This window comes from Dietzia sp. CH92 (assembly GCF_032248695.1).
GTDB lineage: Bacteria > Actinomycetota > Actinomycetes > Mycobacteriales > Mycobacteriaceae > Dietzia.
In genome coordinates, this window is record NZ_JAVHXC010000003.1 from 538,447 (window position 1) to 564,521 (window position 26,075).

Genomic DNA, 26,075 nt, shown 5'->3' on the forward strand with positions numbered 1-26,075 from the left:
CCCCCCAAGTGCACACGGAGCGAAACGATGACCTACCCCGTGGATCCGGAATACCGCCCACTGATGGAGTACGTCCCCGTTCTCGACATCGCCGACCCGAGCAGCACGCGAGAGCGTCTGCGGGCTCAGGCGACCACGGATCCCATGTCGCTCGTTCCCGAGAGTGTGGAGGTCATCGACGAGGTCGCGCCGGTGAGTGACGGCACCGACGTCGGCCTGGTCGTCTTCCGGCCGGCTGCACCTGCTGACCGTGCGCTCCCGGTGGTCCTCTACTTCCACGGAGGCGGATTCGTACTCGGGGACGCGCGCACGGACGTGCGGGTCCCGGCGCGCCTCGCCGCGGACCTCGACGCCGTGGTGGTGTCGGTCAATTATCGCCTCGCCCCCGAGCACCCGTACCCGGCGCCGTTCGACGACGGATACGCCGCGCTCGAATGGGTCGCTGCGGCGGAGGGCCACGGCTTCGACCCGTCCCGGGTGGTCGTCGCCGGAACGAGTGCAGGGGCCGGTCTCGCCGCAGCGGTCGCGCTCAAGGCCCGGGACACCGGCGGCCCGACGATCCTCTTCCAGGCGCTGGACTCACCGGTCGTCGACGATCGTCTCGTCACCGACTCCTCCCGGCGCTATACGGACACCCCGATGTGGACCCGACAGAACGCGATCGACAGCTGGGGCCACTACCTGGGTGGTGAGACCGGCCGGGACTCGATCACCGAGTACGCGGCCCCGGCCCGTGCCCGCGATTTCTCGGGTCTGCCCCCCGCCTACATCGCGGTGACCTCCTTCGATCCCTTGAGGGACGAGGGAATCGACTACGCCCGGGCGCTGCTCGGAGCCGGCGTCCCGACCGAACTCCATCTCTCGCCGGGGACGTTCCACGGAGCGACGAGTCTGTTCCCGCACGCGGAGATCTCCCAGCGCGTGAACGCGGCATTCACCTCCGCGATCCGACGGGCTCTGGAATCTGATCGGTCGCGTTGACCATCCACCGAGTGCACCACCGAGATCGGAGAGACATGCCGTCGCGCATCGAAGGAAAGGCCGCCATCGTCACGGGTGGCGCGAGAGGACTGGGCGAGCAGGTCGTTCGTGCGCTCGCGGGCGAGGGCTGTTCGGTCATGATCGCCGATCTGCTGGAAGGTCCGGGCCAGGCGCTCGCAGATGAGCTCGGGAGCCGGGTCGTCTTCGCCCGGGTCGACGTGACATCCGAGGCCGATTGGGAAGACGCGGTGGCGACGGCGGAGACCACCTTCGGCGGTCTGGACATCCTGGTCAACAACGCGGCGATCTACCGCCGCCAGCTTCTCGAAGAGGAGACGGTCGCCGAGCTCGAGAAGATCATGGCCGTCAACCTCCACGGCCCGTTCCTCGGCATCAAAGCGGTCGTACCGGCGATGCGGGAGCGCGGCGGCGGATCGATCGTCAACGTCTCCTCTCTCGCCGGCGCCACGTCCTACCCGGCGCACGGCGCGTACAGCATGTCCAAGTGGGCCCTGCGCGGTTTGACCAGGACCGCCGCGATCGAGCTCGCGCCGTCCGGCATCCGGGTGAACGCCGTCCTCCCCGGGAACATCCGTACCGAGATGTCGCCCACCACGGCGTCCGGCGAGATACCGACGGGGTTGAAGCGCCAGGCGGATCCCCGCGAAGTCGCCGATGCGGTGGTCTACCTCGCCTCGGATCAGTCGACGTTCGTCAACGGAACAGACCTCGTCGCAGATGGTGGCTCACTCCTGGGATAACCGGAGCCGCCGAGCCTCGCCCCCCCACCACCCCTTCCCGCTCTCCGTAGCGGGCCGACACCTGGAGCATCATGACCACTCCGCCCCCGACCCCTGCCGGTCCCACCGAGCACTACGACGTCGTGATCATCGGCGCCGGTTTCAGTGGGATGTACGCGTTGCACCGATGCCGTCAACAGGGTCGAGACGTCGTGTGCCTCGAGGCCGGTGACGGGGTGGGGGGTACGTGGTACTGGAATCGCTACCCGGGCGCCCGCGTGGACATCGAGAGCATGCAGTACTCGTACTCCTTCGACGAGCAACTCCAGCAGGAGTGGTCCTGGTCCGAGCACTTCGCTCCACAACCCGAGCTCGAGGCGTACGCCAACCACGTCGCCGACCGTTTCGGACTGCGAGAGGACATCCGGTTCGGCACCGTGGTCGATCGACTGACCTTCGACGAGTCCACCGATCTCTGGGGAGTGGGCACGACATCCGGTCATACCCTCACCGCCCGGTTCGTCATCGCCGCCACCGGGAGCCTCGACGTCTCGAACGTCCCTGACTGGCCCGGCCTGGACAGCTTCCGAGGCGAGGCCTATCACACCTCGAGGTGGCCCGAGAGCGGCGTCGAGCTCGCCGGCAAGCGGGTCGGCGTCGTCGGCACCGGATCCACGGGGATCCAGGTGATCCCCGAGGTCGCGGCGGTCGCCGACACGCTGACCGTCTTCCAGCGGACCCCGAACTACAGCCTCCCCTCCCGGAATCGCCCCCTGGACCCGGAGCACGAGCGGGCGTGGAAAACCGAGTACGCCCAGCGGCGCGAGGCCGCCCTCCAGACTTACGGTGCGACGCTGATGGACCACATCGACGAACCCCGGTCGATCTTCGACTACACCGACCAGGAGCGGGAGGAGGTGATGGAACGCGCGTGGAATGCGCGCAAGGGGCTCGAGTTCATCCGGACGTTCACCGACACCTCATCTGATCCGGCGGCCAACGAGATCCTGGCGGAGTTCGTCCGCAACAAGATCCGCGCGATCGTCGATGACCCGGCCACCGCGGAGCTGCTGTGCCCCAAGGACTACCCCATCGGCGGCAAGCGGATCTGCCAGGACTCCGGCTACTTCGAGACCTTCAACCGGGACAACGTGGAACTGGTTGACGTGAAATCCGATCCCATCGTCGAAGTCACCGCCTCCGGCGTGCGCACGAACAGTGCCCACTTCGACCTCGATGTGATCATCTTCGCGACCGGCTTCGACGCGATGACCGGATCGATGCTCAGAATGAACCCCGTCGGCGTCGACGGGGAGAGTCTCGCCGATCGGTGGAAGAACGGCCCGAAGGCGGCTTTCGGCCTGATGACCGCGGGGTTCCCGAACCTGTTCATGGTGCACGGACCGGGAAGCCCGTCGGTCCAGGCGCAGATGATCACCACAGGCGAGTGGCAGGTCGACTGGATCCTCCGTGTGATCGACCACCTCGACGAGCAGCAGATCTCCCGGCTGGGGGCGACCCCTGAACTCGAGGACGAGTGGGCGAGGGAGATGGACGCGGTAGCCGCACGCACGATGCACGCGAAGACCGACTCCTGGTACACGGGCGCGAACATTCCCGGCAAACCCAGGACATTGCTGATGTACGTCGGGGGCTTCAAGCGTTACTCCGAGCTGGCGGCCGCGGCCGTTCAGGGGGGATTCGCAGGATTCGAGAAGAAGGAGAGGCTGTCGATGGGGGAGCGAGTGCGATGACCACGCTCACTACTGCAGGTGTCGTGTTGGGACACCAACTGACGGTGACCGATGTCATCGACGAGACCGCTGACGCGAAGTCGATAGTGATGACGGTGCCGGAGGAGAACAAGAAGCTCTTCGCCTATCGACCCGGGCAGTTCCTCACGTTCCGGATCCCCAGTGATGAGACCGGTTACGTGGCCAGGTCCTACTCGCTCTCCAGTGCTCCGGACCTCGATGACGAGCTGAAGGTCACCGTCAAGAGGACCGCGGGGGGCTACGGGTCCAATTGGATCTGCGACAACCTGACGCCGGGCAGCGCCGTCACCGTACTCCCCCCGTCCGGGCGGTTCACTCCTACCGGGTTCGACCACGACCTGTTGCTGTTCGCCGCCGGCAGCGGAATAACTCCGGTGATGTCGATCCTGAAAACCGCCCTCGCGCGGACCGATCGTTCAGTAGTGCTCTTCTATGCCAACCGGGACGATGACTCGATCATCTTCCGCGATGAGCTCGACGGCCTCACCGCCCGGTATGACGACCGCTTGATCATCCGACATCACGTAGACGATCGGCACGGACCGGTCACCGGGGATCTGCTCGTCGACCTCGCCTCGCAGTACTCCTCCTCTGAGGCCTTCGTCTGCGGACCGACGCCGTTCATGGATCTCGTCGGCGACGCACTCCGTTCCGCCGGGGTGCCGGACGAACGCCGACACCGCGAGGTGTTCCTCTCCTTGTCCGGGGATCCGTTCGGTGAGGTCGGTTCCCGAGAGTCCGATCTCGCGGGCCCGGAGGTCGAGACCGTGGTCCACCTGGACGGAGAGACCCATCGCTTCGGCTGGCCGACCGACCAGACTCTCGTCGACGTGTTGCTGGAGCGCGGTGTCGACGTCCCGTTCTCCTGCCGCTCGGGGGAATGTGGCTCGTGCGCCTGCACGGTCCTCTCAGGCGCGGTCGGCATGGCGAACTCGGAGATCCTCGATCCCGCGGACATCGCGGACGGGTTCATTCTCGGCTGCCAATCACGGCCCGACACGGGGCCCATCGAGATCGAGTTCTGAACAGCGGCGCCGACAGTGCGCCACGACAACCCGGGGTAGGCCGCGCACGCGCCTACCCCCGACAGTAAGGGCGATAATGAGAGCAATAGTCTTCGACGGTACGGAGAACACACTGGTCGACGGCGTCACCCTCCGAACTCCCGGGCCGGGAGAGGTCCGGGTCCGGATCGTCGCCAGCGGCCTGTGCCAGAGCGATCTGAGTGTGGTCAACGGAAAAATCCCGTTCCCGGTGCCCGTCATCCTGGGGCACGAGGGCGCGGGAGTCGTCGAAGAGGTCGGCCCGGGGGTGACGAGTCCGGTCGTCGGCGATCATGTCGTCCTGTCCACCCTCGCGACCTGTGGCCAGTGCGCGGCCTGTACATCGGGTCGCTCGACCATGTGCAGGGAATCCTTCGGCAAGACGGCGACCCCCTTCGAACTCGACGGGACTCCGATCCACAACTACGCGGCTCTCTCGACGTTCAGCGAGAAGATCGTCGTCAAGGCCGGCCAGGCCGTGCCGATCTCCAAGGACATCTCCTTGGCGACTGCCTGTCTCATCGGCTGTGCGGTCCTCACCGGTGCCGGCGCAGTGCTCAACCGTGCTCGTGTCGCACCAGGTGACTCCGTGGTCGTGATCGGATCGGGTGGGATCGGACTCAATGTGATCCAGGCGGCGAGGGTCGCCGGTGCCGCGTCGATCATCGCGATCGACATGAACCCGGATAAGGAGGCGAAGGCGGCGGCGTTCGGTGCGACTCACTTCATCCGCGCCGGGCAGGGCGATCCGGTCGCCGCGGTACGCGAGATCACGGGCGGGGGCGCCCATCACGTCTTCGACTGCGTCGGGGGCGAGGCGGTCACCAGTCAGGGCATGGAGATGCTCGACTGGGGAGGGCAGTTGATCATGCTCGGCGTGGCCGGTCCGGAGACCACACTGTCAGTTCCCGCCACCACCTTCTATATGGACCGCTCGGTGCTCGGGTGTCGCTATGGCTCCTCACGGCCCGGCGCGGACATCCCGAAGTACCTCGACCTCTACCGGTCGGGTCGTCTCCTCCTCGATGAACTCGTCACCAAGACCTACGAGATGGAGGAATTCTCCTCGATGATGGACGACGCGCGCTCCGGGAAGCTCGATCGCGGCGTCTTGTTGATGTCCTCCTGAGTGCCGGCCCCCTCCGTGTCGTCCACGCGTCCGGATCCGGTCACCGATCCGGGCGCGTGGCGTATACGAGGAGTTTGAGCATGTCAGTGACCTCATCTCGAACGTCCCGGGCATCGCGGTCCGGTGTGTCGGCGAGCTCGGCCAGGTACGGCTCGTAGAGATCCCACACAGAACCGACGAGCGCGAGCAACGAGGCGAGGACGTTCGAGTCGAATTCCCTCCGGACCTCCGGTTCGACCGGGTCCTGCCAGAGGGCCTCGATCTGGGAGCGGTAACCGCGCGAGCGAACGCCGCCCAGCAGCCGTTTCGGCTCGGTGCCCTCGAATATGGCCCACGCGAGCATCCGGCCGAACTGGCCGGCGTCGAGGTCGGCGCCGAACGAGTTCTCGATGGCGGCGTAGGCGTCCGCCTCGCTAGTCAGGCGCTCGCCACCGTAGTTGACCAGCAGGCCCATCACGGCCACGAGAAGATTCTCCTTGGTCCGGTAGAAGCGGTGGATGAGGCCGTACGAGACGCCCGCGGCGGCGGCGACCTCACGCAACGAGACCTTCGCCGGGCCCTTCCGGGCGAACAGATCCGCGGCGGCCAGCAGGATCGCGTGTTGCGCTCCCGTCTCGCCCGCGCTGGTAGGGGTCCACTCGGCGACGTCCCGTCGGTTCCGCGTTCCCTCGACCTCGGGCGTCGGCCCCACGAGTTCCCTCAGAGCGGCCCTCTGGCAGGAGTGGGCGAGTCGGAGTGCGTCGTCCCTGCCGGACGGATCCAGGAGCAGTTCCGCCGGGGAGCGATCGTAATCGTCCTGTGGAGTGACCGACCACTGGGCGATGGCGTCTGATGGTATCGACTCGTCGAACGCCTCGAGGTACTCGAGTACCTCCGGGCGAACCCCGCGATCCTCCATATCGAACTGCCACGTGGGGAAAAGGGTTTTTCCACTGCCCGGATATCCGAGCATCTTCCGATTCTGTACCCGTTTGTTGATCGCCTGGCGGCTGATGCCCAGGAATTCAGCGACCCTCGGCGTCGTCCACACCTCGCCGAGGGTCGAGGTCGTCTCGCTCGAACTCTCCATAGTGCGGGAACCTTCTCGTGGTCATCGGCTGTGAAGTGTGCATCCCGGCGCCACCGCGGAGTGAATCGCGGAGGAGGTTGCCGTTGAAGTAGCCACTGGCTTTCTCCGTCACACTACCCAGTCCGGACGGCGAATACAGTTGGTACCTCTTGGCCGTCTGAGTGGCTGCTTTGTCATCAACCGACGTCTCAACACCGGTTCCGGGGATTCCTGCCCCAATCCTGGAAGCGGGGAGCGCCGGTATGCGTCTTGCCTCTCCGGCAAACCCTGCGGCCCGGAAGTGGGCAGAGGGATCAGCCGCGCCCTCAATCGTTAACTGGCCGCCTCCCAGCCGGTGATCTGCTCTTCCGTCCCGACTACCGGGCCCGTACACATACCCCAGGGCTTCCGGGTGGACAGGCGTGTCCTCATAGCGCTCAGCCCGGTGACGCCGCCGAGTCGGTAGCCGGTCTGCGGGTGGGCGTAGACGGATTCCGATAGGCGACCGTGCCGATGGGCCGTAAGGCGGGATTCCACCGGTCATGGTGAGTGACGAGAGGCGCCGTAGCCGTTGGCTACCGGACCGTCAATAGGGCACCAGGGGGTTTCCGCTGTTCGGGGCGGGTGATTTCAACGCTACGTGACTGCTGTTGACGTTGACGTAGCCAATGGCTACAGTGATGCCTGTCACTGTCCTGAGGCGGAGCCGGTCTTCCGATTCCTGTTCAGGCCTCCACTTCCGCGGATTCGCCGACGAGCAGCCGGCTGTCTTCCGCCACAACCTTTGCCGTGCGATAAGTCCCCACGCTTCTGCCGTGGGCTGCTGTCGAGATCGCTCAGGAGGATGAAATGTCACCGATGGCATTGTCGATGAAGCCGACCGGGTGGTTCCAGATCGGTTGGTCTGACGAGCTCCGACCCGGAGACGTCACACCGATGCGCTACTTCGGACAGGATCTGGTCGCCTATCGCGCCGAAAGCGGCCGGCTGGTGGTCCTCAACGCGTACTGCGAGCACCTCGGTGCGCACCTCGGGCATGGCGGGTCCGTCGCGGGCGAGGACATCAAGTGCCCGTTCCACGGATGGCAGTGGGGGCCGGAAGGTCGGAACACCTGCATCCCGTACCAGGAACGGACCAACCGGGTGCGGCGGATCGGTACCTGGACGTCCGCGGAGCGTGACGGCGTCATGTACATCTGGCATGACGCAGAGGGGCGTGATCCCCTCTACGAGGTCCCCAGCATCTTCGATCTCTTCGAGGATGCGGGGTCCGCCGGGGACTACCACGAACTGGGTGAGGCCGGGCGCTATGAGACGCCCGCCCTACCGATCCATCCCCAGTACGCAGCGGAGAACGGTGTCGACTTCGCCCACTTCAAGTATGTCCACCGGGCTGACGAGATCCCGACCGTGGTGAACCGCGAGTTCGGCGAGAACGACTTCAAGACCGAGCTCGCGCTGAACTTCACACGTCGCGGCGCGAACGGCGAGAGAGAGATGGTCCGAGGCCGCACGATGGCCTCCCTCCTGGGCGTGGGATTGGGGTATTCGTTCGCCGACGGTGTCGGGGCAATCTGCTCGCTGACGGCGGTGACACCGGTCGACGACGAGACCTCGATCCTCCGGTTCTCCGCTTGGCCGAGCAGGGAGCAGGGCGAGGACGAGGCACGCGTGGCCAAGCGGCAGCGAAACGCTGCGGCACAGCTCAAGGCCGACGTCGCCATCTGGGAGCACCAGCGCTATACGGAGCCTCCCGGTCTGGCCACTGCGGAAGCAGCGGGCTTCCGCGACATCCGTCGGTGGGCGCGCCGCTTTTACCCGGAGGGGCACCTCGGGCACGGCGCTGCGGAGCAGTCGGCCGGCACGGACGCACAAGAGTCGGGAATCGCCTGATGAGACTTCAGCAAGCAGATGAGCACGAGGCCTGGCGCGCCGAGATCCGGGAGTTCCTCGAGGCCGAGCTACCTCCCGAGAACGCCTTCAATCCCGAGTTCGACGACGAGCCGGACCAGTGGGCGATCGCGGTCGAGTTCAGTAAGAAAGTCGCTGCGAAGGGCTGGATCGGCCTGACGTGGCCGAAGGAATACGGCGGCAGGGGTCTGTCCCCCGTCGCGAACCAGATTTTCCTCGAGGAGCTCTACGCGGCCGACGCGCCGATGATCAATTCGGTCGGCATCTTCCTCGCCGCAGGGACCATTCTCGTGGGTGGGACCGAGGAGCAGAAGCAGCGTCTCCTCCCCGACATCGCGAACATGCGAACGCTGTGGGCCGAAGGACTCACGGAGCCCGGATCGGGCAGCGATCTCGGATCATTGCAGACGAGGGCGGTCCGCGACGGCGATGAATGGGTGATCACGGGCGAGAAGGCGTACACCTCGTGGGGCCCCATGTCCGACGTCCTCTATGTCGCGGCCCGGACGGGGTCCGGTGACGGGGCGAGCGGGGCGATCAGCATCTTCGTGGTGGACCTGCGTTCGCCGGGGGTGACTCTTCATCCGATGCGCAACTACGGAGGCGGCGTCCAGTCGAGCACGCACCTCGACGGAGTGCGCGTTCCGGCGAACGCGCTCATCGGAGAAGAGGGCAAAGGTTGGCAGTACATCATGCGCGCCTTCTACGCGTCCGGGACCGTGGAGCCGATCTACGCGATGCAGGAGGCACGGCTGCGCGACCTCGTCGAGCACTGCAAGAGCATCCCGGGCAAGTTGGAGGACCCGCACGTACGGGCTGACCTGGCCGAACTCGCCGACATGGTGCAGACACAGCGACTTCTCGCCTACGAGATCATCGGTGACAACGCTCACGGGCGACAGACCCCGTGGGGCGGCGGTGTGCAGCAGGTCATCGCGAAGGAGTACGAGCCTCTGTTCGCGCAGGTGTACGACCGTGTTCTCGGCCCGACCAGCCAGCTGCGTCCGGCCTCACGGTACGCGCCGCTGGGCGGCAAGCCGGAGGCCTGGTACCGGCAGTCCTTCGCGAACCACGCCGGTGGAACGTCCCAACTCAAGCGGATGGTCCTCGCCACGCGAGGCCTCGGCCTCCCTCGATAGGAGTAGACATGAATCTGGCGTGGGGTGAGGACTTCGACGTCCTCGCAGAAGTGAGCAGATCGGTGTTCGCACGCTACTCGCCTCTCGAGAACCGATCGAACACCGTGGCGTTCGCTGACCAGGTCGCCCAGTTCGCGGAGCTCGGCTGGTTGAGCCTCGGCGACCCATCCGGAAAGGACGCCGACAGCGCGTCTCTCGGGACGATCGCGGCGGTCTTCGTCGAAATGGGGCGCGCCCTCGCGGCGACGCCGCTGCTGGAACTGACGATGGCGCGCGACGCAGCGCTCGCTGCCGGGACCGAGGAGTCGCGGAATCTGGCCGAACAGATCGGTAGCGGTTCGGCCGCGGTGATCCCCGTCTTCCCCTCGGCGGACTGGAATTCGGCGGTCGCGTACCAGGACGGTTTTCTGAACGGGGTGGCACTGGCGGTCGGTTATGCCGGTGACGCAGACCGGTTCCTGGTCCATGCCGGCGGGACGGAGAACGTGCTCGCAGTGGTCCCCGCAGGACCCGGGATCACAGTCGAGGAGATGCCGAACATGGGTGGCCACCACATGTTCGCGCTGACATTCGACCGTGCCGCTGTGGCCGACTCGGCCATCGTCGCGCGGGGGAGCACCGCGGACGGTGCCGTGGAGACCGCCGAGTCGCGGTGTGCGGTCCTGCGTGCGTCTCAGGTTCACGGAGCCGGGCTCCGGCTTCTCGACATGACCGTTCTCTATGCACAGCAGCGACACCAGTTCGGCGGGCCGATCGGGAGATTCCAGGCGGTGCAGTATCTCTGTACCGACCTGGCGATCGCGGCGCACCTGACGGGGGTTCACGCACGGTCGACCGCGGCGGCGATCGACGCCGGCGTCATCCCGCAGCCGCATATCGGGCTTCTGCGACGGCAGGCGGCCAAGGCCGCCCAGGAGATGGTGCATTCCTCTCACGAGGTCCACGCGGGCATCGGGTACATGGTCGAGTCGAACGTGCATCTGTTCACCAATGCCGCGAAACGCTGGCAGTTCGACTTCGGTTCGCAAGCCCGCAACAGCGCGGACATCACGTCTGCGCTGGAGCGGATCTACACGGGAGCAGACCGATGAGCTACATCGACTACAAGGTCCTCGGCGGCGTCGCGGTGATCAGTCTCGACCGTCCCGATAAGCACAACGCGCAGGATCAGTCGCTGCTGCAAGACCTCGATAAGCGGTGGAGTGAAGCTGCCGCCGACGATTCCGTCAAAGTGATCGTGGTCCGGGCGAACGGCGACCACTTCTCTTCCGGCCATGACCTGAAGACCCCGGCACCTGGCTACTTCCAGGAGGGGAAGACGACGCTGGAGAGTGCGTACGTCTGGGAGACGGAACACTACCTCGGCTACTCCCGGCGCTGGCGAGATATCCCGAAGCCCTCGATCGCGTCGGTGCAGGGGGCCTGCGTGGCCGGAGCGCTCAATGTGATCTGGCCGTGTGACCTGATCGTCGCCGCGGACAACGCGTTCTTCAGCGACCCGGTCGTGAAGTTCGGTGTCGGCGGAGTCGAGTATCACGCCCACACCTGGGAACTCGGAGCGCGTCGCGCCAAGGAGATGCTGTTCACGGCCCGCGAATTCACGGCCGAGGAAGCGCTCGCCGCCGGGATGGTGAACCGCGTCGTACCGCTCGCCGAGCTCGAAGACCAGACAATGTCGCTGGCCGGAAGGATCGCGGAGATGGATCCGTGGGCGCTGGCGACCGCCAAACGAGCCGTCAATCAGACGCTTGACGTGATGGGTCAGCAGGCCGCGATGCAGGCGGCCTTCGACATCCACTGGCAAGGCCACGCGAACGCCTTGCTCCGCACCGGATTCCCACTTCTGACGCCGGAGCCGATCAAATCCAAGCCGACCGGAAAGCAGGAGGACACGTGAACACGGACTTCGACCCGGATCTCGTCACGTCACTCTGGGAACTCCTGACGCGCCGCGCCGCGGTGAGCGGCGATTCCACCGCCGTGATCGACGAGCACGGGCGTCAGCTCACCTTCGCCGAGCTCGCAGCGTCGGCGGAGAGGGTCGCCGCGGGCGTGTACGCCCGCGGTATCGGGCCGACGACGACGGTGAGTTGGCAGCTGCCGACCAGTATCGACACCATCGTGCTCAGCCTCGCGCTGTGCCGACTGGGCGCCACGCAGAACCCGATCATCCCCCTGTACCGCGGCCGAGAGGTCGCCGCGATGCTAGAGCAGTGTGAGTCGGACTGGCTCATCACGCCGATCGAGTTCCGCGGATTCGACCACGCGGGGATGGCCGAGGAACTCAGTGAGGCCAGCAACGGCCGGCTCCGGATAATGACCCTCGACGGAGTCCTCCCGGAAGGTGATCCGGAGACGATCCCCGCGCCGCCCGCGGGTCGCGACGAGGTGCGGTGGATCTACACCACCTCCGGCACCACCTCCGCGCCGAAGGGCGTTTGTCACACGGACGGCACTCTGATCGCAGGAGGCGTCTCGCTCGCCGATGCCATCGGGGTCGGCCCTGACGACATCGGCACGGTCTTCTTCCCCTATGCCCACATCGGTGGCCCCGACCTGCTCGTGGCCTCCCTGGCCACCGGCATGGCGTTGGTGGTCATGGAGGTCTATGAGCCCGCTGCCGCGGTGACCCTGATGCGCCGGGTCGGGGCCACGATGACCGGAGGCTCGACCCCGCACTACGCGTTGCTCCTGGAGGAGCAGCGCAAGGACCCGGGCCGTCCCGTCGTCCCGACACTCCGGATGATCGCGGGAGGGGGCGCGCCGATGCCCGCGAAACTGTTCCGCGAGGTCCGTGACGAGGTCGGTGTCCCGATCCTGCACGCCTACGGCATGACCGAGTGTCCGATGATCACGTCAGCGCGCATGGACGATACTGACGAGCAATTAGCCGGTACCGAGGGCCGTCCAGTTCTGGGCTGTGAGCTCCAGATCCGCGACGAGAACGACCACGTCCTCCCAAACGGTGAGGTAGGACGCGTCTGGCTCCGGGGGACGATGCTGTTCAAGAAGTACCGCTCGGAGGGCGCGGACATCCATCCGTTCGATGCCGACGGGTGGATGTTCACCGGCGACGTCGGACGGATCGAACCCGAGGGGCATCTGGTCCTCGTCGGGCGGGAGAAGGACCTGATCATCCGCAAGGGCGAATCGATCAGTCCCTCCGAGATCGAGGCGGTTCTCGCGAAGCACCCCGCTGTTGTCGACGTCGCGGTGATCGGTCTTCCCGACGAGCGGGCGGGCGAACGAATCTGCGCGGTCATCCAGCCTGTGGATGGCATGGAACCGGTGACGCTCGAAGAGGCCCGCGAGATCTGCCGCTCCGCCGGGTTGTCCCCGGCGAAGTTTCCGGAGGAAGTCGTCGCGATTGCCGAGATGCCCAAGACGCCCACGATGAAGATCCGCAAGCAGGCCTTGCGAGAGTCCGTGATCGACCAGCACGCCGGAGCCGGCGCACCCGCTGTGTGATCCGCTCCCCGAGGCGTTCTCCCTTCAAAACCCCTGAGAGTTGGAAAACCCATGCAAGGACGTAGGTATATAGAACGGGCAGTTGAGTGTGCGGATACGAATGCCCTCCGAATGGCGCTTTACCAGGCGACACGTGACCCGGAGATCGCCGCGATCGTTCCCACGCGGGAGTTCGGCCCGGTGGCGGACGTCGTGACGTTCAGCGAGGAAGATGCCGCACTCATCCGGGCAAAGGCCGTCGACTATCTGCTCACCGCGCCGGACGAGTCCTCGTTGCCCATTCCCGACAAAGACGAGATCGTCGAACTGCTCGAGATGGCTGAAGCGCGCCGACTCGGCCCGGAAGACCTGATCATGCGGCACCACATCCCGGCCTTCTCCGATATGCCTTTCCAGGCCGAGTGGTCCGACTGCAGGGCCGTGCCCGACGGCTACAACGTCGCAATCGTCGGGGCGGGGTTCGCGGGCGTCGCGATGGGAGTGCAGCTCGCCCAGCTCGGGATCCCGTTCACGATCTACGAGCGTCGCGCCGAGGTGGGCGGGGTGTGGAGCATCAACACCTATCCGGACGTGCGGGTAGATACGGTCAGCTTCACCTACGAGTACGCCTTCGAGAAGAAGTACCCGTGGACCGAGTACTTCGCCCGGCAGGCCGATGTCCGCGAATACATCGACCATGTGGCTCGCAAGTACGGCGTCTATGACCGCATCAGCTTCGGTCGGGACGTGCGTGCGGCGCACTACGACGAGACGACGCACCGTTGGACGCTGACGGTCCATGGCGAGGACACGGTGGAAGACGTCGAATCGAACGTCGTTGTCGCTGCCAGCGGGGTCTTCGCCACGCCTCGCGAACTCACCGTGGCAGGAGTCTCGGAGTTCTCGGGACAGATCGTCCACACCGCTGAGTGGACCAGTGACGTCGAGTATTCGGGCAAGAACGTCGCCATCATCGGCAACGGGTCCACCGGCGTCCAACTTCTCTCGAAGGTGGCCGAGTCGGCGAGGTCGGTGACCGTCTACCAGCGGACCCCGCAGTGGATATCACCTCGAGCGAACTACGGAGTTCCGATCGGTGAGGAACTCCAGTGGCTGATCCGGGAGATGCCGTTCTACTGGAACTGGAACAAGTACGTCGCTGGTCTGAGCACCATCGACATGCGGAACGTCCTGCAGCCGGACGAGAAGTGGATCGCGGCCGGCGGTGATGTCAATGAGCGCAACGACATGCTGCGCGGAATGCTCGTCCAGTACATCTCGGCTCAAGTGGGCGGCCGACAAGATCTGATCGATCAACTCGTTCCGGACTACCCGCCCATGACCCGCCGCCCGGTGGTGGACAACAACTGGTACAAATCGCTGACGCGCTCCAACGTGGAGCTGGTGAGTACTCCTATCGATCGCATGACGGACGCCGCGATCGTGACCGCGGACGGCGAATCCCGCGAGGCGGATCTGGTGATCGCGGCAGTCGGATTCCAGACCGAGAAATACATTTGGCCGACGCAGTATCACGGCATCGGCGGCGTGACCTTGGAAGACGTCTGGGCGGCGCAAGGCGCCCAGGCCCACCTCGGCATGACGGTCCCGGGATTCCCGAACATGTTCATGCTCTACGGTCCGAACTCCCAGCCGGTGGCGAGCGGCTCCGGGTTGCCGGTGTGGTTCGAGATCTGGAGCGGCTATATCGCGCAGTGCATCGTCGGAATGCTCGAGAACGGCCATTCGTCTATGGAGATCCGACGCGACGCGTTCTCGGATTACAACGACAGGCTTCACGAGGAGGCCAAGAAGCTGATCTATCTGTCCCCGAACTCGGCGCTGGAGAAGAACTACTACGTGAACGAGTTCGGACGACTCCAGATGAACGCACCGTGGAGTGGTGAGAAGTTCTACGAGATGTGTGCGCGGCCGGACGAGGCGGACTTCCAGTTCTCCAGCGCGGGAAATCGGAATGGCGTGTCGCCTGAAAAGGTGACCGCGGGAGACCAGTCCCTGTTGATGACGACCGAAATCCCTACGGCGTAGAAATCCCGCCACACCACCAACGGGCCCCTGCACTGATCTGTGCAGGGGCCCGCCCCATCGTTCGGTGGGACACAGCCGCCGACGGCCCGTCATGCACGGAAATTCCCCGGAGGAGATCGAATGAAGGACAGGTTCGAGAACAGAGTCGCCCTGGTCACGGGTGCCGCGAGCGGAATCGGGCGATCGGTGGCCCTGCAGATCGCGGCGGAAGGAGGAGCCGTGGTCGTGGCCGACATCCAGGACGATCTGGGTGCGGGTGTGGCGCGAGAGATCATCGACGCCGGCGGCAGGGCCGTCTACCGCCATCTCGATGTGGCGTCCGAGGCCGAGTGGCACGCGACGGTCGCCGCGACGGTCGACGAGTTCGGGAGCCTCGGAATCCTGATCAACAACGCCGGGATCGCGCACCCCGACCTGATCGAGGACACCACGCACGAGCTCTACGCACGAGTGATCGCGGTAACCCAGACCAGTGTGTTCCTGGGCCACCGGGCGGCCAGCGCTTCGTTGAAGGCGTCGGGGCACGGGGCGGTCGTCAATGTCAGTTCGATGTTCGGCATCGTCGGCGGCTTCGGTTCCGCCCCGGCGTACGCTGCAGCGAAGGGCGCGGTACGGGCGTTGTCGAAGAACACTGCCGTCGCCTGGGGCGGCGACGGAGTGAGAGTGAACTCCGTGCACCCCGGATTCATCGAGACCCCGACCCTCGGCGCAGGCAGTCGTGAGAGGTTGGCCGCCCTGACACCGCTGAGAAGGATCGGGACCGCCGACGAAGTCGCGGAGCTGATCTCGTTTCTCGCGAGCGACCAGGCCTCATACATCACTGGGGGCGAATTCGTGGTCGATGGCGGCTACACCGCGCAGTGATAGACGCGGTGCGGCCGGCGGCGCCCCAGGTGGGTCCTCGTGGACGATTACGCGAGAAGGGCCCCTGTTCTCCTCTCAGGGGAGAACAGGGGCTCTCAGGAGTCCTGCGACCGGGCTCGCGGGTCTAGCTGGGCACAGACATCTTGCTGGGCACCCGGGCCTTTTCGAGCGCGATGTCGCCGGTCATCTGGCCGGCCTCCGGTGCGGCGCTGCTGTTGCTGTTCGGCATCGTCACGATGACGATGATGCCGAGTAGCGCAGCGACCCCGACGACCCCGGAAGCCGCGTAGGAGTTACCGGTGACCTCGGTGAGACTGCCTGCGAGGAACGGTCCGAGCCCGCCGCCGATCGCCGAACCGAGACCGAATCCGATGGCGGCGCCGGTGTAGCGCACCGCGGCAGGGAAGGCCGAGGTCAGAGTCGCGTAGACGGGGACAGCCACGGCCCCGGCCAAGGCGCCCAGAAGCATGTGCCCGGGGGTGGCGACCCACAGGCTGCCTCCACTGGCCTTGATGAAGTACATGATCGGGAACATCCCGATCAGAAGGATGCTCATGCCGACGACCATCGTGTTCCGTCGGCCGATCCTGTCCACCATGAAGCCGGCGGCGAAGCCCAGAACCACTGCGAACGCGGAGGCGGCGGTGGCGACCCACGCTGTGGTGCCCGGGAGCATGCCGACCTCCTGCTGCATGAAGAGAGGCATGTATGCCGGGACCACGTAACCGATCGCGAGAACCGAGGTGCTGAGTGCGATCACCCGGGCGAGCGTCGCGGGGTACTTCGTGACGACCAGGCGGACCGGCGACGACTGAACTTCCTGCTTGGCCGCCAGCTCCTTGAAGTCGGGTGACTCCTCCAGGCGGTTGCGCAGATAGAGCACGAAGAGCATGAGCGGAAGCGACATCAGAAGCGGGATCCGCCATCCCCACTCCACCATGGTCTCCTCGGAGGTGAGCGACGTCGTCAGCGCCACGACCAACGGCGCGAGGACCGCACCCATGGCGAAGCCCACCGGGGTCATCGCACTCAGGATTCCGTAGTTCTTGGCGGTGGCGTGCTCTGTCACGAAGGTCGCCGAGCCCATCTGTTCGCCTCCGGCGAAGAAGCCCTGCAGCAGGCGGGTGAGAACGAGGAGTAGGGGAGCGACGATCCCGATCGCCGCGTACGTCGGTAGCACGCCCATGAGGATCGTGGCGAGGCCCATACCGCCGATGGTGGCGATCAACGCGAATCGTCGACCGTGACGGTCTCCGATCCGGCCGAAGACGATCCCGCCGATCGGCCTGGCGAGGAACCCGGTTCCCAGCACCGCGAGCGAGCTCAGCACACTGGTCGCGGGGTTGTCGCTGGGGAAGAACTGGGGGCCCATGTAGGCGATGAGAAACGTGAAGACCATGAAGTCATAGGCCTCCACCGTGGTGCCGAAGAAACCTGCAAGGGACGCTCTCCGCACGAGACTGTGGGATGGCGCTGAGTCAGTGGACGTCATCGCGAAACTCTTTCTGGGAGTGTGGTTGTCATTGGGAATCGAGGTCGGCGCCGACGCGGGTCGCCTCTCGCCGGCGCGTCAGGGGGATTCACCGCGGTCGCGTCGCGCTCAACGGGCGATGGGTGGCGGTCGTCACGACTCCTCCGGGTTGTTGAGTCCCTGTAGCCGGTATGGGTAGGTGACGGTCGCGCCCCCGTCCATCACGAGAACCTGCCCGGTGACGGCGGCAGCCAGGTCGCTGACGAGAAACGAGATCCCGGCGGCGACGTCGGACGGCGTGGTCCACCTGGGTAGAGGCTCCGCCGCCCTCGCGTTCGCGAGCTGCGCTTCGTCGAGGACCTCTCGCATGCGCGGGGTCAGGGTGAATCCCGGGGCGACCGCGTTGACTCTCACCCCGGCCGGCCCGAGTTCCAGAGCCGCCGTACGGACGAGGGAGGTGAGCGCTGCCTTGTACGCGCCGTAGGCGGCGTGTCCGGGGGCCGTTCCGAGCCCCGAGACCGAGGCCACGAACGTCAACGAGCCGGCAGCCTGATCGGCCAGGGTCTGACCGAAGTGGCGGGTCGTGAGCCAGGCGTGGCGGAGCACTAGATTGTGGGCGGAATCCCAGTCGGAATCTGAGAGTTCGAGAAGAGGTCGGTACCGGGCCATGCCGATCACGTCAACCACGCCGTCCACCCGTCCGAGGTCGGCCACGAGTGCACCCATGTCTCGATCGTTCGTCGCATCGACGACGGCCGCGCGGGCGGACGGGCCGATCTCCTCGGCCACCTCGTTCGCTCTGTCCCGCTCCGCGTCGACGACGGTGACACTGGCGCCCATGTGAGCTAGCGCGTGTGCGGTGTGCCGACCGATTCCCCGCCCACCGCCGAGCACCACCACATGTTGGCCGACCAATCGGAATCGCTGTGTGATCTGCGTGATCTGGTCGGCCGCATCCACGAGTTCCGTCACGGAGCGGGATGCGGGCGGTTCGTATTCAGACATTCGTGAGTTCTCCTGGCGAGGTGCGGGCGGCGGGTCCGGGCACGATTCCCGAGAGCTGTTCCTGGGATGGGACGGGTGCCGCTCGGTCCGGTGAGCGAGAGGAAGCGGGAGGGAGCGGCAGGGGGGCCGCGCAGGTGGCGAGATGGGAAGAGGGCCGGGTGGAAAGCCTCGCCGGCCGGGTGATGCAGGTCACTGTAGCCAGTGGCCGCGTCAACGCGCAACTGTCCGCGCATGTTTATTTCGAGACGCTTATGGGGGGAAAGAGGTCCACGCGGTGCGTCGACTCCGGCCTATTGACGCGCCCGTGGCCGATGGCTACAGTGAGCTCAGTCACAGACCGAGGGCCGTGTCACCGACTGCCGGCTCCGCAGAGGGGCCGGACGACCACGCGGCCCCGGAGTCGATGGGATCCACCACCGCGCTCGACGTGCGAGCTGCGCTGATCTGAGGAGTCTATGTTGAGCACGCGTAAGACGAATTGGGGCCGTTGGGGAGACGATGACGAGCTCGGCGCTCTCAATCTGCTGACTCCGGACCGCGTTCTCGCCGCCCTCCGTCTTCCGAAGAGTGGCAAGACCTACAGCCTCGGCATCCCGATCCAGCGATCCGGTGTACCGAACCTGGAGTACCGCGGGATCCCGCAGCGTCTGACGATGATGAACCATCAGGATGAGGCCATGGCGCGGGCGAACGGCGGCGCCCCGGGTGTCGGCGCGAACGAGGATCAGCTCGTCATGCCGTCGCACACCTCGACGCACATGGACGCTCTGTGCCACGTCTACTCGGACAACAAGATCTACAACGGATTCCCGGCCGACGAGGTCACGCCGTATTCGGGAGCGGCGAAGTGCAGTATCGCGAACGTCGGGGGCATCACCGGGCGCGGTGTCCTGATCGATGTGGCCGCCTCGAAGGGCGTCTCCGTACTCGAACCGGGGTACGTCATCACCGCGGACGATCTTCGGACGGCGCTCGACGCTCAAGGGGTCGAGTTGGAGACCGGGGACCTCGTACTCGTGCGGACCGGGTGGCTCGAGGATTATCTGGCGAACCAGGGGGAGATGATGCCGCAGCCCGGTATCGGCCTCGAAGCCGCCGCGTTCCTCGCCGAGAAAGACGTGGCGCTGGTAGGCGCCGACAACGCGGCCATCGAGCCGATCCCGTTCGATCAGAACGTCTACCTGGGCGTGCACATCATCCTGCTCGTGGAGCACGGGATCCACCTGGTCGAGCACCTGGATCTAGCGGAGCTCTCGGCAGACAAGTGCTACGAGTTCCTCCTCACGATCGGCGCACTGAAGATCACCGGAGGCACGGCAAGTCCGGTCTCGCCCGTGGCCATCGGCTGACCCCTCCTTCCTTCATCCCTCGCTCGCTCTCACACCCTCAAGGAACCCGATGACAGACGACGCCGGAACGGCTACCCACGACTACCGGACTTCGCATATCGGTCTGTGCGTGTCCGACCTGGCCCGGAGCACGCGCTTCTACTGCGACGGCCTGGGCTTCACCAAGATCATGGAGTACGACATCGATGAACAGATCCCTGAGGTCGATGCGCCCTGCAGTCTCACTTCGACATTTCTGGAGAAGGACGGGATGCGCCTCGAGTTGCTGTCGTACCGGCAGCCCGGGGTGATCGGCACCCCGCCCACGAGACGCAACCACCTGGGATTGACGCATCTGTCCTTCTTCGCCGAGGACATCGATGCCGCCGCCGAGGAGCTGTGCGGCTTCGGCGGCACGCTCGTAGAGGACACCCGCGTGGGAATGGAAGACGCGTCCGCCCCGCAGTTCGTATTCCTCGCGGACCCGGACGGCAACCGGGTCGAACTCATGCACATCCCCGCTGGCACCCCTTGGTGACCCAGCCCGCGCGCCACCTTTCTGACAGAACCTAAGGACGACTCATGAGCGCTCCCACGAGAACAGAAATCGACCCGCACCTCTGGGTGCCCCAGCGCAAGGTCACAGACCTCGAGCCCTTCCGCAAGAAGTACGCGGAGGAGCGCGCCAAGCGGATGCCCCTCACCGGTGCCGACACCTATAAGGCCGTCGACTTCGATGGCAAGTTCGCTGCTTTCGACACCGACCCCCACGCCCAGGCTCCCCGCAGTACGCCCGCGGTGACCGCCGAGATCGAGATGCTCATCATCGGCGCCGGCTTCATGGGCATGAGCGCCGGAATCGAGTTGAAGAAGAAGGGGATCACCAACTTCACGATCCTCGACGTGGCGGCCGACTTCGGAGGTACGTGGTACTGGAACCGGTACCCGGGAGTCCGGTGTGACGTGGAATCGTACGTCTACCTGCCGTACCTCGACGAGACGGGCTACATGCCCACCGAGCGGTACGTGCGGGGAGACGAAATCTACGGCTACTGCCAGCTGCTGGCCGAGCAGTACGACCTCTACGACAACGCCCTGTTCCAGACTCGGGTCACCTCGATGGAGTGGGACGAGGAAAGCGCACGGTGGACGGTGCGCACCGACGGCGGCGATGAGTTCCGCGCACGCTTCGTCTCCACCCAGAGCGGGCAGTTCAGCCGCCCCCAGCTCCCGGGCATCCCCGGAATCGAGAACTTCCGGGGTCACAGCTTCCACACGAGCCGGTGGGACTACGAGTACACCGGTGGTGACAGCAGAGGGAATCTGCACAAGCTCCATGACAAGCGTGTGGCCATCATCGGGACCGGGGCCACCGGCGTCCAGGTCATCCCCCAGCTCGCCGAGTACGCCGAGTCGCTGGTCGTATTCCAGCGCACACCCACCCAGATCGCGCCGCGAGAGAACTCGCCCACCGACCCGGAGTGGTTCAAGAATCTTCCCGACGGTTGGTATCGGAAGCGTCGGGATTCGTTCGACAAGTGCGCGATGGACCGCGCCACCGCCGACTGCGACGTCGACGACGGCTGGATCAAGTTCGCGAAGTATCAACTCGGAGCGATCTACGAGGCCGGCGGCACTGAACCGACCCTCGAGCAGTTCATGGACGCCATGGAGCGGTCCGACTACGAGTGGAACGAGATGCTCCGGGACCGCGTTGACGCGATCGTCGAAGACCCGGACAAGGCCGAGAAGCTGAAGAGCTACTACCGGACCATGTGCAAGCGGCCGGGCTTCAGCGATGACTTCCTTCCCGCCTTCAACAAGGAGTCCGTCGAGATCGTCGACACCGCCACCACTCCCATCGACCGGATCACCGAGCGCGGTGTGGTCGTCGATGGCAGGGAGTTCGAGGTGGACCTGATCATCTACGCGACCGGTTTCCAGATCGGCCGCTCCTGGACCGACAAGGCGGGGTACGACGTCGAGGGTCGCAACGGCAACCGCCTCTCGGAGAAGTTCGCAGACGGGGTGAGCACCTACCACGGATTCCTGAGCAAGGACTTCCCCAATCTGTTCTTCCTCGGGTTCAACCAGTCCACTCAGGTGTCGAACATCGCGAACCTCATCGACCATCAGGCCCGCCACATGATCTACATGGTGGACAAGTGCGTCCGCGAGGGCATTCGGGCTATCGAGCCGACTCCCGAGGCCGAGTCCGGCTGGTGCGAGGTGATCGCGGAGCACGCGGAGATGCGTCGTGATTGGAACAACACCTGTACACCGGGTCAGTACAACAACGAGGGGCGCCTCGACGACAAGCGCAGCAACCTGGTCGGAGGGCTCTACGGACCCGGTTACGAGTACTTTGACCTGCTCCGAAAGTGGAGAGAGGCCGACGATCTCGACGGACTCTCGCTGACCCGCTGAGCGGGGCCCCGTTCGCGAAAGCTCTGTGCGGCTGGTCGGGTGGTCCTCCGTCATGGGGACTACCCGACTAGCCGTGTACTGATCAAGGAGATAGACATGACGTTGACGCCGGTTCGGCTCGGCCAGGCCCTGTTCACGATGGTGGACCCGTCCCGCGGCCACGAGGTCGCATACAACCGTTGGTACGAGAGGGACCACCGCTACTCCGGCTGCATGATCGGCCCCGGTTGGTTCGCGGGCAGCAGGTGGGTCGCGACGAAGGCCCTGAAGGATCTTCGTTTCCCGGAGACCGGTCCGGTGGCCACCAAGACCGAAGACGGTTCCTACCTCGCGATCTACTGGGTCCATGAGCCCGAGATGGAGGAGGCCGAGGCCTGGGCCCGCACGCAGGTCGGTGAGCTCTATGCGGCCGGTCGAGGGTTCGCGGAACGAGAGCACGTCCACACCGGGCAGTACCTGCCGGATTCGACGGTGTCGGCCCGAGAGGACGGCGTGCCGCTCGAACTGGCACACGATCACAACTACGGCGGACTCGTGGTGGTGATGATCGAGGCCGCTGACGGAATGGACCGTGCCGATGCCATCCGGACGATCGATTCCGGCCCGGTGAAGACGCTTCTCGGGAAGGGAGCCGTCGACCTGGTGAGCAGCTGGCGGGCCAAGCCCTGGCCGGCGGACCACAACGTCCCCATGAAGATGGGTAACGACGGCGGGTCCCCCGATCGGATCCTGCAGATGTGCTTCCTGGAGGACGACCCAGCCCGGAGCTGGCAGCAGATCATCGACTACGCAGCGGAGATCGAGAGCTCCGGCGCAGGGACGGTCACGTTCGCCTCTCCCTTCATCCCCACGGTGGTCGGAACCGACAAGTACACCGACGAATTGTGGTGACGACGGTGTTGAACGGCGAGAAGATCCTGGTCACGGGTGTCACCGGACAGATCGCGATGCCCATCGCGCGACTGCTGGCCACCCGGAACGAGGTGTGGGGGCTGGCGCGGTACAGCCGCGCCGGCAGCCGTGAAGATGTAACCGAAGCGGGGATCACGCCGGTGACCTGCAACATCGGGGAAGGCGACTTCTCTGAGGTGCCGGATGACTTCACCTACGTTGTTCACCTGGCTGCGGACCTGTCTCCGGGTTGGGACTACGACGCGGCCGTTCGTGCGAACGCCGAGGGCACCGGTCTCCTCCTCCAGCACTGTCGGAAGGCGAAGGGCGCGCTGGTGATGTCGACCCATTCGGTGTACCGGCCGCAGGAGGACCCGATGTACGTGTTCACCGAGGACTCGCCGTTGGGAGAGTGCAACAGCACCCATACGCCCACGTACTCGGTGTCGAAGATCAGTCAGGAGGCCGCTGCTCGACTGGCCGCCCGGGCGTTCGGGGTCCCCGTCACAATCGCGCGGATGAACGCCTCGTTCGGTCCCAACGGCGGGCTCCCCGCTATGCATGTGGACGCTCTCGCGCAGGGACGGTCGGTGACGACCCGATGGGACCCGTGCATGTACAGCCCCATCTACGAGGACGACATCAACACACAGGTGAGTGCTCTGCTGGAGGCTGCGACCGTCCCCGCCACCATCGTGAACTGGGGCGGTGACGAGCCGGTCAGCGTCCAGGAGTGGACGGCGTACGCCGGCGAGTTGATGGGAATCGAAGCAACCGTCGAGGTCGAGCCGATCGAGGGAACCCTCCGGGGTTCGATCGCGGATACGGCTCGGCGCATGTCGATCACCGGGCCCTGCACCGTGGACTGGCGGGAGGGCTTGCGACGCACGATCGCCAGTCGTCACCCTGACCTGCTGGTCCAGCCGTTGCCCTCCTGACCAACCCACTCACACACATTCCGGGAGAACTGATGTCGACCACAATGCACGAGTCGTTGCCCCCTCTGCGGCCGGGTCGGCCGTCGTCTCCGGAGCTCGACGGCCGCCGGGCGATGTTCGCGCCGACGGAGATCGACCCGGGTCTCGGGATCTCGTCCGAGGCCACGGAGATCGCGGACATCGAGTGCCTGGTACTCAACCCCGAAGGGTCGGTGACCATTCTGTACCTCCACGGCGGCGGATACAGGATGGGCAGCCCGGAGGCGTACAACGCCTACGGGGCGACGCTCGCGGCGGGGGCGGACGCGAGGGTCGTCCTGCCGAGATATCGGTTGGCGCCAGAGAATCCGTTCCCCGCGGGCCTGCATGACGCCGTGGCGGTGTACCTGGAACTGGCCCGGGCGTCGGACACCCCGATCGTCCTGGCCGGTGACTCCGCCGGCGCGGGCCTGGCCGCTGCGGTGACCGTCACGATGTGTCTGGGCGACGCCCGCCGACCAGCGGGCCTGATGCTGATGTCGCCGTGGCTGGACCTGCGGTGTTCCTCACCGTTCTACGGAACCGCGAGTGATGTCTTCTTCACACGTGACACCGCGGCGTCCGCGCGGGACGACTACCTGCAGGGGGCGCCCCAAGACGACGTCCTGGTGTCACCGCTGTTGGCCGACCACGCGGGGTTCCCGCCCACGCTCATCCAGGTGGGGGGCGATGAAGCCCTGGTGGGTGATGCTCTCGGGCTCACCACGTCACTCGCGGGCCACAACATCGGTTGCACGCTCGAAGTCCTGGCTGATCAGGGACACACGTGGCCGTTGATTCAGCCGGAGAGCGCAGCCGCGCGCGCCTCCGTGGAATCGTGCGTACGGTTCATCAGGTCTCGGAGCTCCTCGGGCTGATCGGGCGGGAAGGCCGCTGAGAGCGTGGTGCTCAGTCCGCCACGGCGGACCGGGCGCGATCCACGATCGCGTCGGCCAACTCCGCCGGCCGCTCGTCCGGGATCCAGTGGCTGACGCCATTCATCTCGACGAACCGGTAGTCGGCGTCCACGTGCTCGCGGGTCCGCTCGGCGCCACCGCGGCCGAGGGCCGGATCGCGGTCGCTCCACACGAACGTCGTGGGGACGTGGACCTTCGCGGTGGCGGCGCCGGGCGCGGCGAAGGGCAGGGCCCGGTACCAGCCGAGCCCGCCGCGGATCGCGCCGGTGGCGACCATCTCCCCGCGGTAGCGCTCGATCATCTCTGGCGTCATTCCCATGCCCGCGAGTGCTTTCTCGGGCCCGGGGCCAGGGGAGTTGAGCACGAGCTCCGGGACGAACGGCAGCTGGAAGAACCCCATGTACCAGGACCGCAGCAGCTGGTCGGACCTGGCCATCGCGGTGAGGAACGCCGCGGGGTGCGGGACCGAGACAGCGGTGAGTGAGCGGACCCGGTCGGGGTGGGCGCCGGCGATGCCCCACGCCACGGCGGCACCCCAGTCGTGGCCCACCACGTGGGCGTCGGCCAACCCGGCGGCGTCGAGCAGGCCGAGCACGTCGCCGACCAGTTCGGGGAGACGGTAGGCGCGGCGCCCGCGCGGCCGGGCCGATTCGCAGTAGCCGCGCTGGTCGAGCGCGAGCGTGCGATAGCCGGCGGAGTGCAGTAGCGGCGTCACGAGGTCCCAGCTCGAGGTGCGCTGCGGGAACCCGTGCAGCAGCACGATGGTCTCGCCGTCCGCGGGGCCGGAGTCGACGGCGCGCAGTTCCATGCCGTCGCGCGGGAACCACAGGTCGGGGCGGGGGGCGTCGCTGGCGGTCATGACGGCGACGCTACCCGCGGTCTCCGCGCCTCGGGGATGCTTGCGCGCTCCGGCGCCGGGGCCAGCCGGAGGCGCGAACCCCCGGCCGGCCCCGC

Annotated in this window: 22 protein-coding genes; 18 read left to right on the plus strand and 4 right to left on the minus strand. The window is 66.1% G+C overall.

Features of this window, described 5'->3' with window-relative positions; all coding sequences use genetic code 11:
• Positions 1–27 precede the first annotated feature (27 nt).
• The 5 genes from RWK90_RS08905 (at position 28) to RWK90_RS08925 (ending at position 5,668) form a co-directional block, all read left to right on the plus strand.
• Complete coding sequence (locus RWK90_RS08905; protein ID WP_314036893.1) at positions 28–981, plus strand: alpha/beta hydrolase; 954 nt, start codon at positions 28–30, stop codon at positions 979–981.
• Positions 982–1,016: 35 nt separating this feature from the next.
• Entirely contained in the window at positions 1,017–1,742 is a 726-nt protein-coding gene (locus RWK90_RS08910; RefSeq protein WP_314036895.1) for a glucose 1-dehydrogenase, read from the plus strand.
• A gap of 71 nt (positions 1,743–1,813) precedes the next feature.
• Entirely contained in the window at positions 1,814–3,475 is a 1,662-nt protein-coding gene (locus RWK90_RS08915; RefSeq protein ID WP_314036897.1) for an NAD(P)/FAD-dependent oxidoreductase, read from the plus strand.
• Positions 3,472–4,521: a ferredoxin--NADP reductase gene (locus RWK90_RS08920; RefSeq protein WP_314036899.1), complete on the plus strand. Its 1,050-nt coding sequence runs from the start codon at positions 3,472–3,474 to the stop codon at positions 4,519–4,521. The genes RWK90_RS08915 and RWK90_RS08920 overlap by 4 nt, the downstream gene beginning before the upstream one ends.
• Positions 4,522–4,597: 76 nt before the next feature.
• Positions 4,598–5,668 (plus strand): Zn-dependent alcohol dehydrogenase, encoded by a 1,071-nt coding sequence (locus RWK90_RS08925; RefSeq protein WP_314036901.1) that lies wholly within the window; start codon positions 4,598–4,600, stop codon positions 5,666–5,668.
• A 40-nt stretch (positions 5,669–5,708) separates the two neighbouring features.
• On the opposite strand, the gene RWK90_RS08930 is transcribed toward RWK90_RS08925, so the two are convergent.
• Positions 5,709–6,737 carry a helix-turn-helix domain-containing protein gene (locus RWK90_RS08930; protein ID WP_314036903.1) on the minus strand — a complete coding sequence of 343 codons (1,029 nt, stop codon included), beginning with the start codon at positions 6,735–6,737 and terminating at the stop codon, positions 5,709–5,711.
• 837 nt (positions 6,738–7,574) lie between these two features.
• On the opposite strand from RWK90_RS08930, the gene RWK90_RS08935 reads away from it, so the two are divergent.
• The 7 genes from RWK90_RS08935 to RWK90_RS08965 all read left to right on the plus strand — a co-directional run bounded on the left by RWK90_RS08935 (position 7,575) and on the right by RWK90_RS08965 (position 16,126).
• Positions 7,575–8,609 (plus strand): Rieske 2Fe-2S domain-containing protein, encoded by a 1,035-nt coding sequence (locus RWK90_RS08935; protein ID WP_314036905.1) that lies wholly within the window; start codon positions 7,575–7,577, stop codon positions 8,607–8,609.
• Positions 8,609–9,766 carry an acyl-CoA dehydrogenase family protein gene (locus tag RWK90_RS08940; RefSeq protein WP_314036907.1) on the plus strand — a complete coding sequence of 386 codons (1,158 nt, stop codon included), beginning with the start codon at positions 8,609–8,611 and terminating at the stop codon, positions 9,764–9,766. The genes RWK90_RS08935 and RWK90_RS08940 overlap by 1 nt, the downstream gene beginning before the upstream one ends.
• A gap of 8 nt (positions 9,767–9,774) precedes the next feature.
• Positions 9,775–10,857 carry an acyl-CoA dehydrogenase family protein gene (locus RWK90_RS08945; RefSeq protein ID WP_314036909.1) on the plus strand — a complete coding sequence of 361 codons (1,083 nt, stop codon included), beginning with the start codon at positions 9,775–9,777 and terminating at the stop codon, positions 10,855–10,857.
• Positions 10,854–11,663, plus strand: a complete 810-nt coding sequence (locus RWK90_RS08950) for an enoyl-CoA hydratase (protein WP_314036911.1) — start codon at positions 10,854–10,856, stop codon at positions 11,661–11,663. The genes RWK90_RS08945 and RWK90_RS08950 overlap by 4 nt, the downstream gene beginning before the upstream one ends.
• Complete coding sequence (locus RWK90_RS08955) at positions 11,660–13,234, plus strand: AMP-binding protein (RefSeq protein ID WP_314036913.1); 1,575 nt, start codon at positions 11,660–11,662, stop codon at positions 13,232–13,234. The genes RWK90_RS08950 and RWK90_RS08955 overlap by 4 nt, the downstream gene beginning before the upstream one ends.
• A gap of 111 nt (positions 13,235–13,345) precedes the next feature.
• Positions 13,346–15,262, plus strand: a complete 1,917-nt coding sequence (locus RWK90_RS08960) for an NAD(P)/FAD-dependent oxidoreductase (RefSeq protein ID WP_314036915.1) — start codon at positions 13,346–13,348, stop codon at positions 15,260–15,262.
• Positions 15,263–15,382: 120 nt separating this feature from the next.
• On the plus strand, positions 15,383–16,126 hold the full coding sequence (locus RWK90_RS08965; protein ID WP_314036917.1) for a glucose 1-dehydrogenase: 744 nt from the start codon (positions 15,383–15,385) through the stop codon (positions 16,124–16,126).
• Positions 16,127–16,250: 124 nt separating this feature from the next.
• Here the strand turns inward: RWK90_RS08965 and RWK90_RS08970 are convergent, their stop codons facing one another.
• Together RWK90_RS08970 and RWK90_RS08975 are read right to left on the minus strand one after the other, a co-directional pair.
• The gene (locus tag RWK90_RS08970; RefSeq protein ID WP_314036919.1) at positions 16,251–17,582 is read right to left on the minus strand and encodes an MFS transporter; all 1,332 of its coding nucleotides are present in this window, start codon (positions 17,580–17,582) and stop codon (positions 16,251–16,253) included.
• A 168-nt stretch (positions 17,583–17,750) separates the two neighbouring features.
• Complete coding sequence (locus RWK90_RS08975; protein WP_314036921.1) at positions 17,751–18,602, minus strand: SDR family NAD(P)-dependent oxidoreductase; 852 nt, start codon at positions 18,600–18,602, stop codon at positions 17,751–17,753.
• Between the two features lie 455 nt (positions 18,603–19,057).
• Here RWK90_RS08975 and RWK90_RS08980 point away from each other — a divergent pair, with 455 nt between their 5' ends.
• From RWK90_RS08980 to RWK90_RS09005, 6 genes are all read left to right on the plus strand, one after another.
• Positions 19,058–19,951, plus strand: a complete 894-nt coding sequence (locus RWK90_RS08980) for a cyclase family protein (RefSeq protein WP_314036923.1) — start codon at positions 19,058–19,060, stop codon at positions 19,949–19,951.
• 49 nt (positions 19,952–20,000) lie between these two features.
• Entirely contained in the window at positions 20,001–20,468 is a 468-nt protein-coding gene (locus RWK90_RS08985; RefSeq protein ID WP_314036925.1) for a VOC family protein, read from the plus strand.
• Between the two features lie 44 nt (positions 20,469–20,512).
• Positions 20,513–22,357 (plus strand): NAD(P)/FAD-dependent oxidoreductase, encoded by a 1,845-nt coding sequence (locus tag RWK90_RS08990; protein ID WP_314036927.1) that lies wholly within the window; start codon positions 20,513–20,515, stop codon positions 22,355–22,357.
• A gap of 96 nt (positions 22,358–22,453) precedes the next feature.
• Entirely contained in the window at positions 22,454–23,248 is a 795-nt protein-coding gene (locus tag RWK90_RS08995; RefSeq protein WP_314036929.1) for a hypothetical protein, read from the plus strand.
• On the plus strand, positions 23,245–24,186 hold the full coding sequence (locus tag RWK90_RS09000; protein WP_314036931.1) for an NAD(P)-dependent oxidoreductase: 942 nt from the start codon (positions 23,245–23,247) through the stop codon (positions 24,184–24,186). The genes RWK90_RS08995 and RWK90_RS09000 overlap by 4 nt, the downstream gene beginning before the upstream one ends.
• A 32-nt stretch (positions 24,187–24,218) precedes the next feature.
• On the plus strand, positions 24,219–25,082 hold the full coding sequence (locus tag RWK90_RS09005) for an alpha/beta hydrolase (RefSeq protein ID WP_314036933.1): 864 nt from the start codon (positions 24,219–24,221) through the stop codon (positions 25,080–25,082).
• A 31-nt stretch (positions 25,083–25,113) separates the two neighbouring features.
• Here RWK90_RS09005 and RWK90_RS09010 read toward each other — a convergent pair whose 3' ends face one another.
• Positions 25,114–25,980, minus strand: a complete 867-nt coding sequence (locus RWK90_RS09010) for an alpha/beta fold hydrolase (RefSeq protein WP_314036934.1) — start codon at positions 25,978–25,980, stop codon at positions 25,114–25,116.
• Positions 25,981–26,075 lie beyond the last annotated feature (95 nt).

Bases quoted from the DNA above. Each gene is read 5' to 3' on its own strand.
- RWK90_RS08935 (WP_314036905.1), top strand. From the start codon at position 7,575: ATGGCATTGTCGATGAAGCCGACCGGGTGGTTCCAGATCGGTTGGTCT.
- RWK90_RS08950 (WP_314036911.1), top strand. From the start codon at position 10,854: ATGAGCTACATCGACTACAAGGTCCTCGGCGGCGTCGCGGTGATCAGT.
- RWK90_RS08930 (WP_314036903.1), bottom strand. From the start codon at position 6,737: ATGGAGAGTTCGAGCGAGACGACCTCGACCCTCGGCGAGGTGTGGACG.
- RWK90_RS08910 (WP_314036895.1), top strand. From the start codon at position 1,017: ATGCCGTCGCGCATCGAAGGAAAGGCCGCCATCGTCACGGGTGGCGCG.
- RWK90_RS08915 (WP_314036897.1), top strand. From the start codon at position 1,814: ATGACCACTCCGCCCCCGACCCCTGCCGGTCCCACCGAGCACTACGAC.
- RWK90_RS08985 (WP_314036925.1), top strand. From the start codon at position 20,001: ATGACAGACGACGCCGGAACGGCTACCCACGACTACCGGACTTCGCAT.
- RWK90_RS08960 (WP_314036915.1), top strand. From the start codon at position 13,346: ATGGCGCTTTACCAGGCGACACGTGACCCGGAGATCGCCGCGATCGTT.
- RWK90_RS08965 (WP_314036917.1), top strand. From the start codon at position 15,383: ATGAAGGACAGGTTCGAGAACAGAGTCGCCCTGGTCACGGGTGCCGCG.
- RWK90_RS08940 (WP_314036907.1), top strand. From the start codon at position 8,609: ATGAGACTTCAGCAAGCAGATGAGCACGAGGCCTGGCGCGCCGAGATC.
- RWK90_RS08980 (WP_314036923.1), top strand. From the start codon at position 19,058: ATGTTGAGCACGCGTAAGACGAATTGGGGCCGTTGGGGAGACGATGAC.
- RWK90_RS09010 (WP_314036934.1), bottom strand. From the start codon at position 25,980: ATGACCGCCAGCGACGCCCCCCGCCCCGACCTGTGGTTCCCGCGCGAC.
- RWK90_RS08990 (WP_314036927.1), top strand. From the start codon at position 20,513: ATGAGCGCTCCCACGAGAACAGAAATCGACCCGCACCTCTGGGTGCCC.
- RWK90_RS08945 (WP_314036909.1), top strand. From the start codon at position 9,775: ATGAATCTGGCGTGGGGTGAGGACTTCGACGTCCTCGCAGAAGTGAGC.
- RWK90_RS08920 (WP_314036899.1), top strand. From the start codon at position 3,472: ATGACCACGCTCACTACTGCAGGTGTCGTGTTGGGACACCAACTGACG.
- RWK90_RS08995 (WP_314036929.1), top strand. From the start codon at position 22,454: ATGACGTTGACGCCGGTTCGGCTCGGCCAGGCCCTGTTCACGATGGTG.
- RWK90_RS08905 (WP_314036893.1), top strand. From the start codon at position 28: ATGACCTACCCCGTGGATCCGGAATACCGCCCACTGATGGAGTACGTC.
- RWK90_RS08925 (WP_314036901.1), top strand. From the start codon at position 4,598: ATGAGAGCAATAGTCTTCGACGGTACGGAGAACACACTGGTCGACGGC.
- RWK90_RS09005 (WP_314036933.1), top strand. From the start codon at position 24,219: ATGTCGACCACAATGCACGAGTCGTTGCCCCCTCTGCGGCCGGGTCGG.
- RWK90_RS08975 (WP_314036921.1), bottom strand. From the start codon at position 18,602: ATGTCTGAATACGAACCGCCCGCATCCCGCTCCGTGACGGAACTCGTG.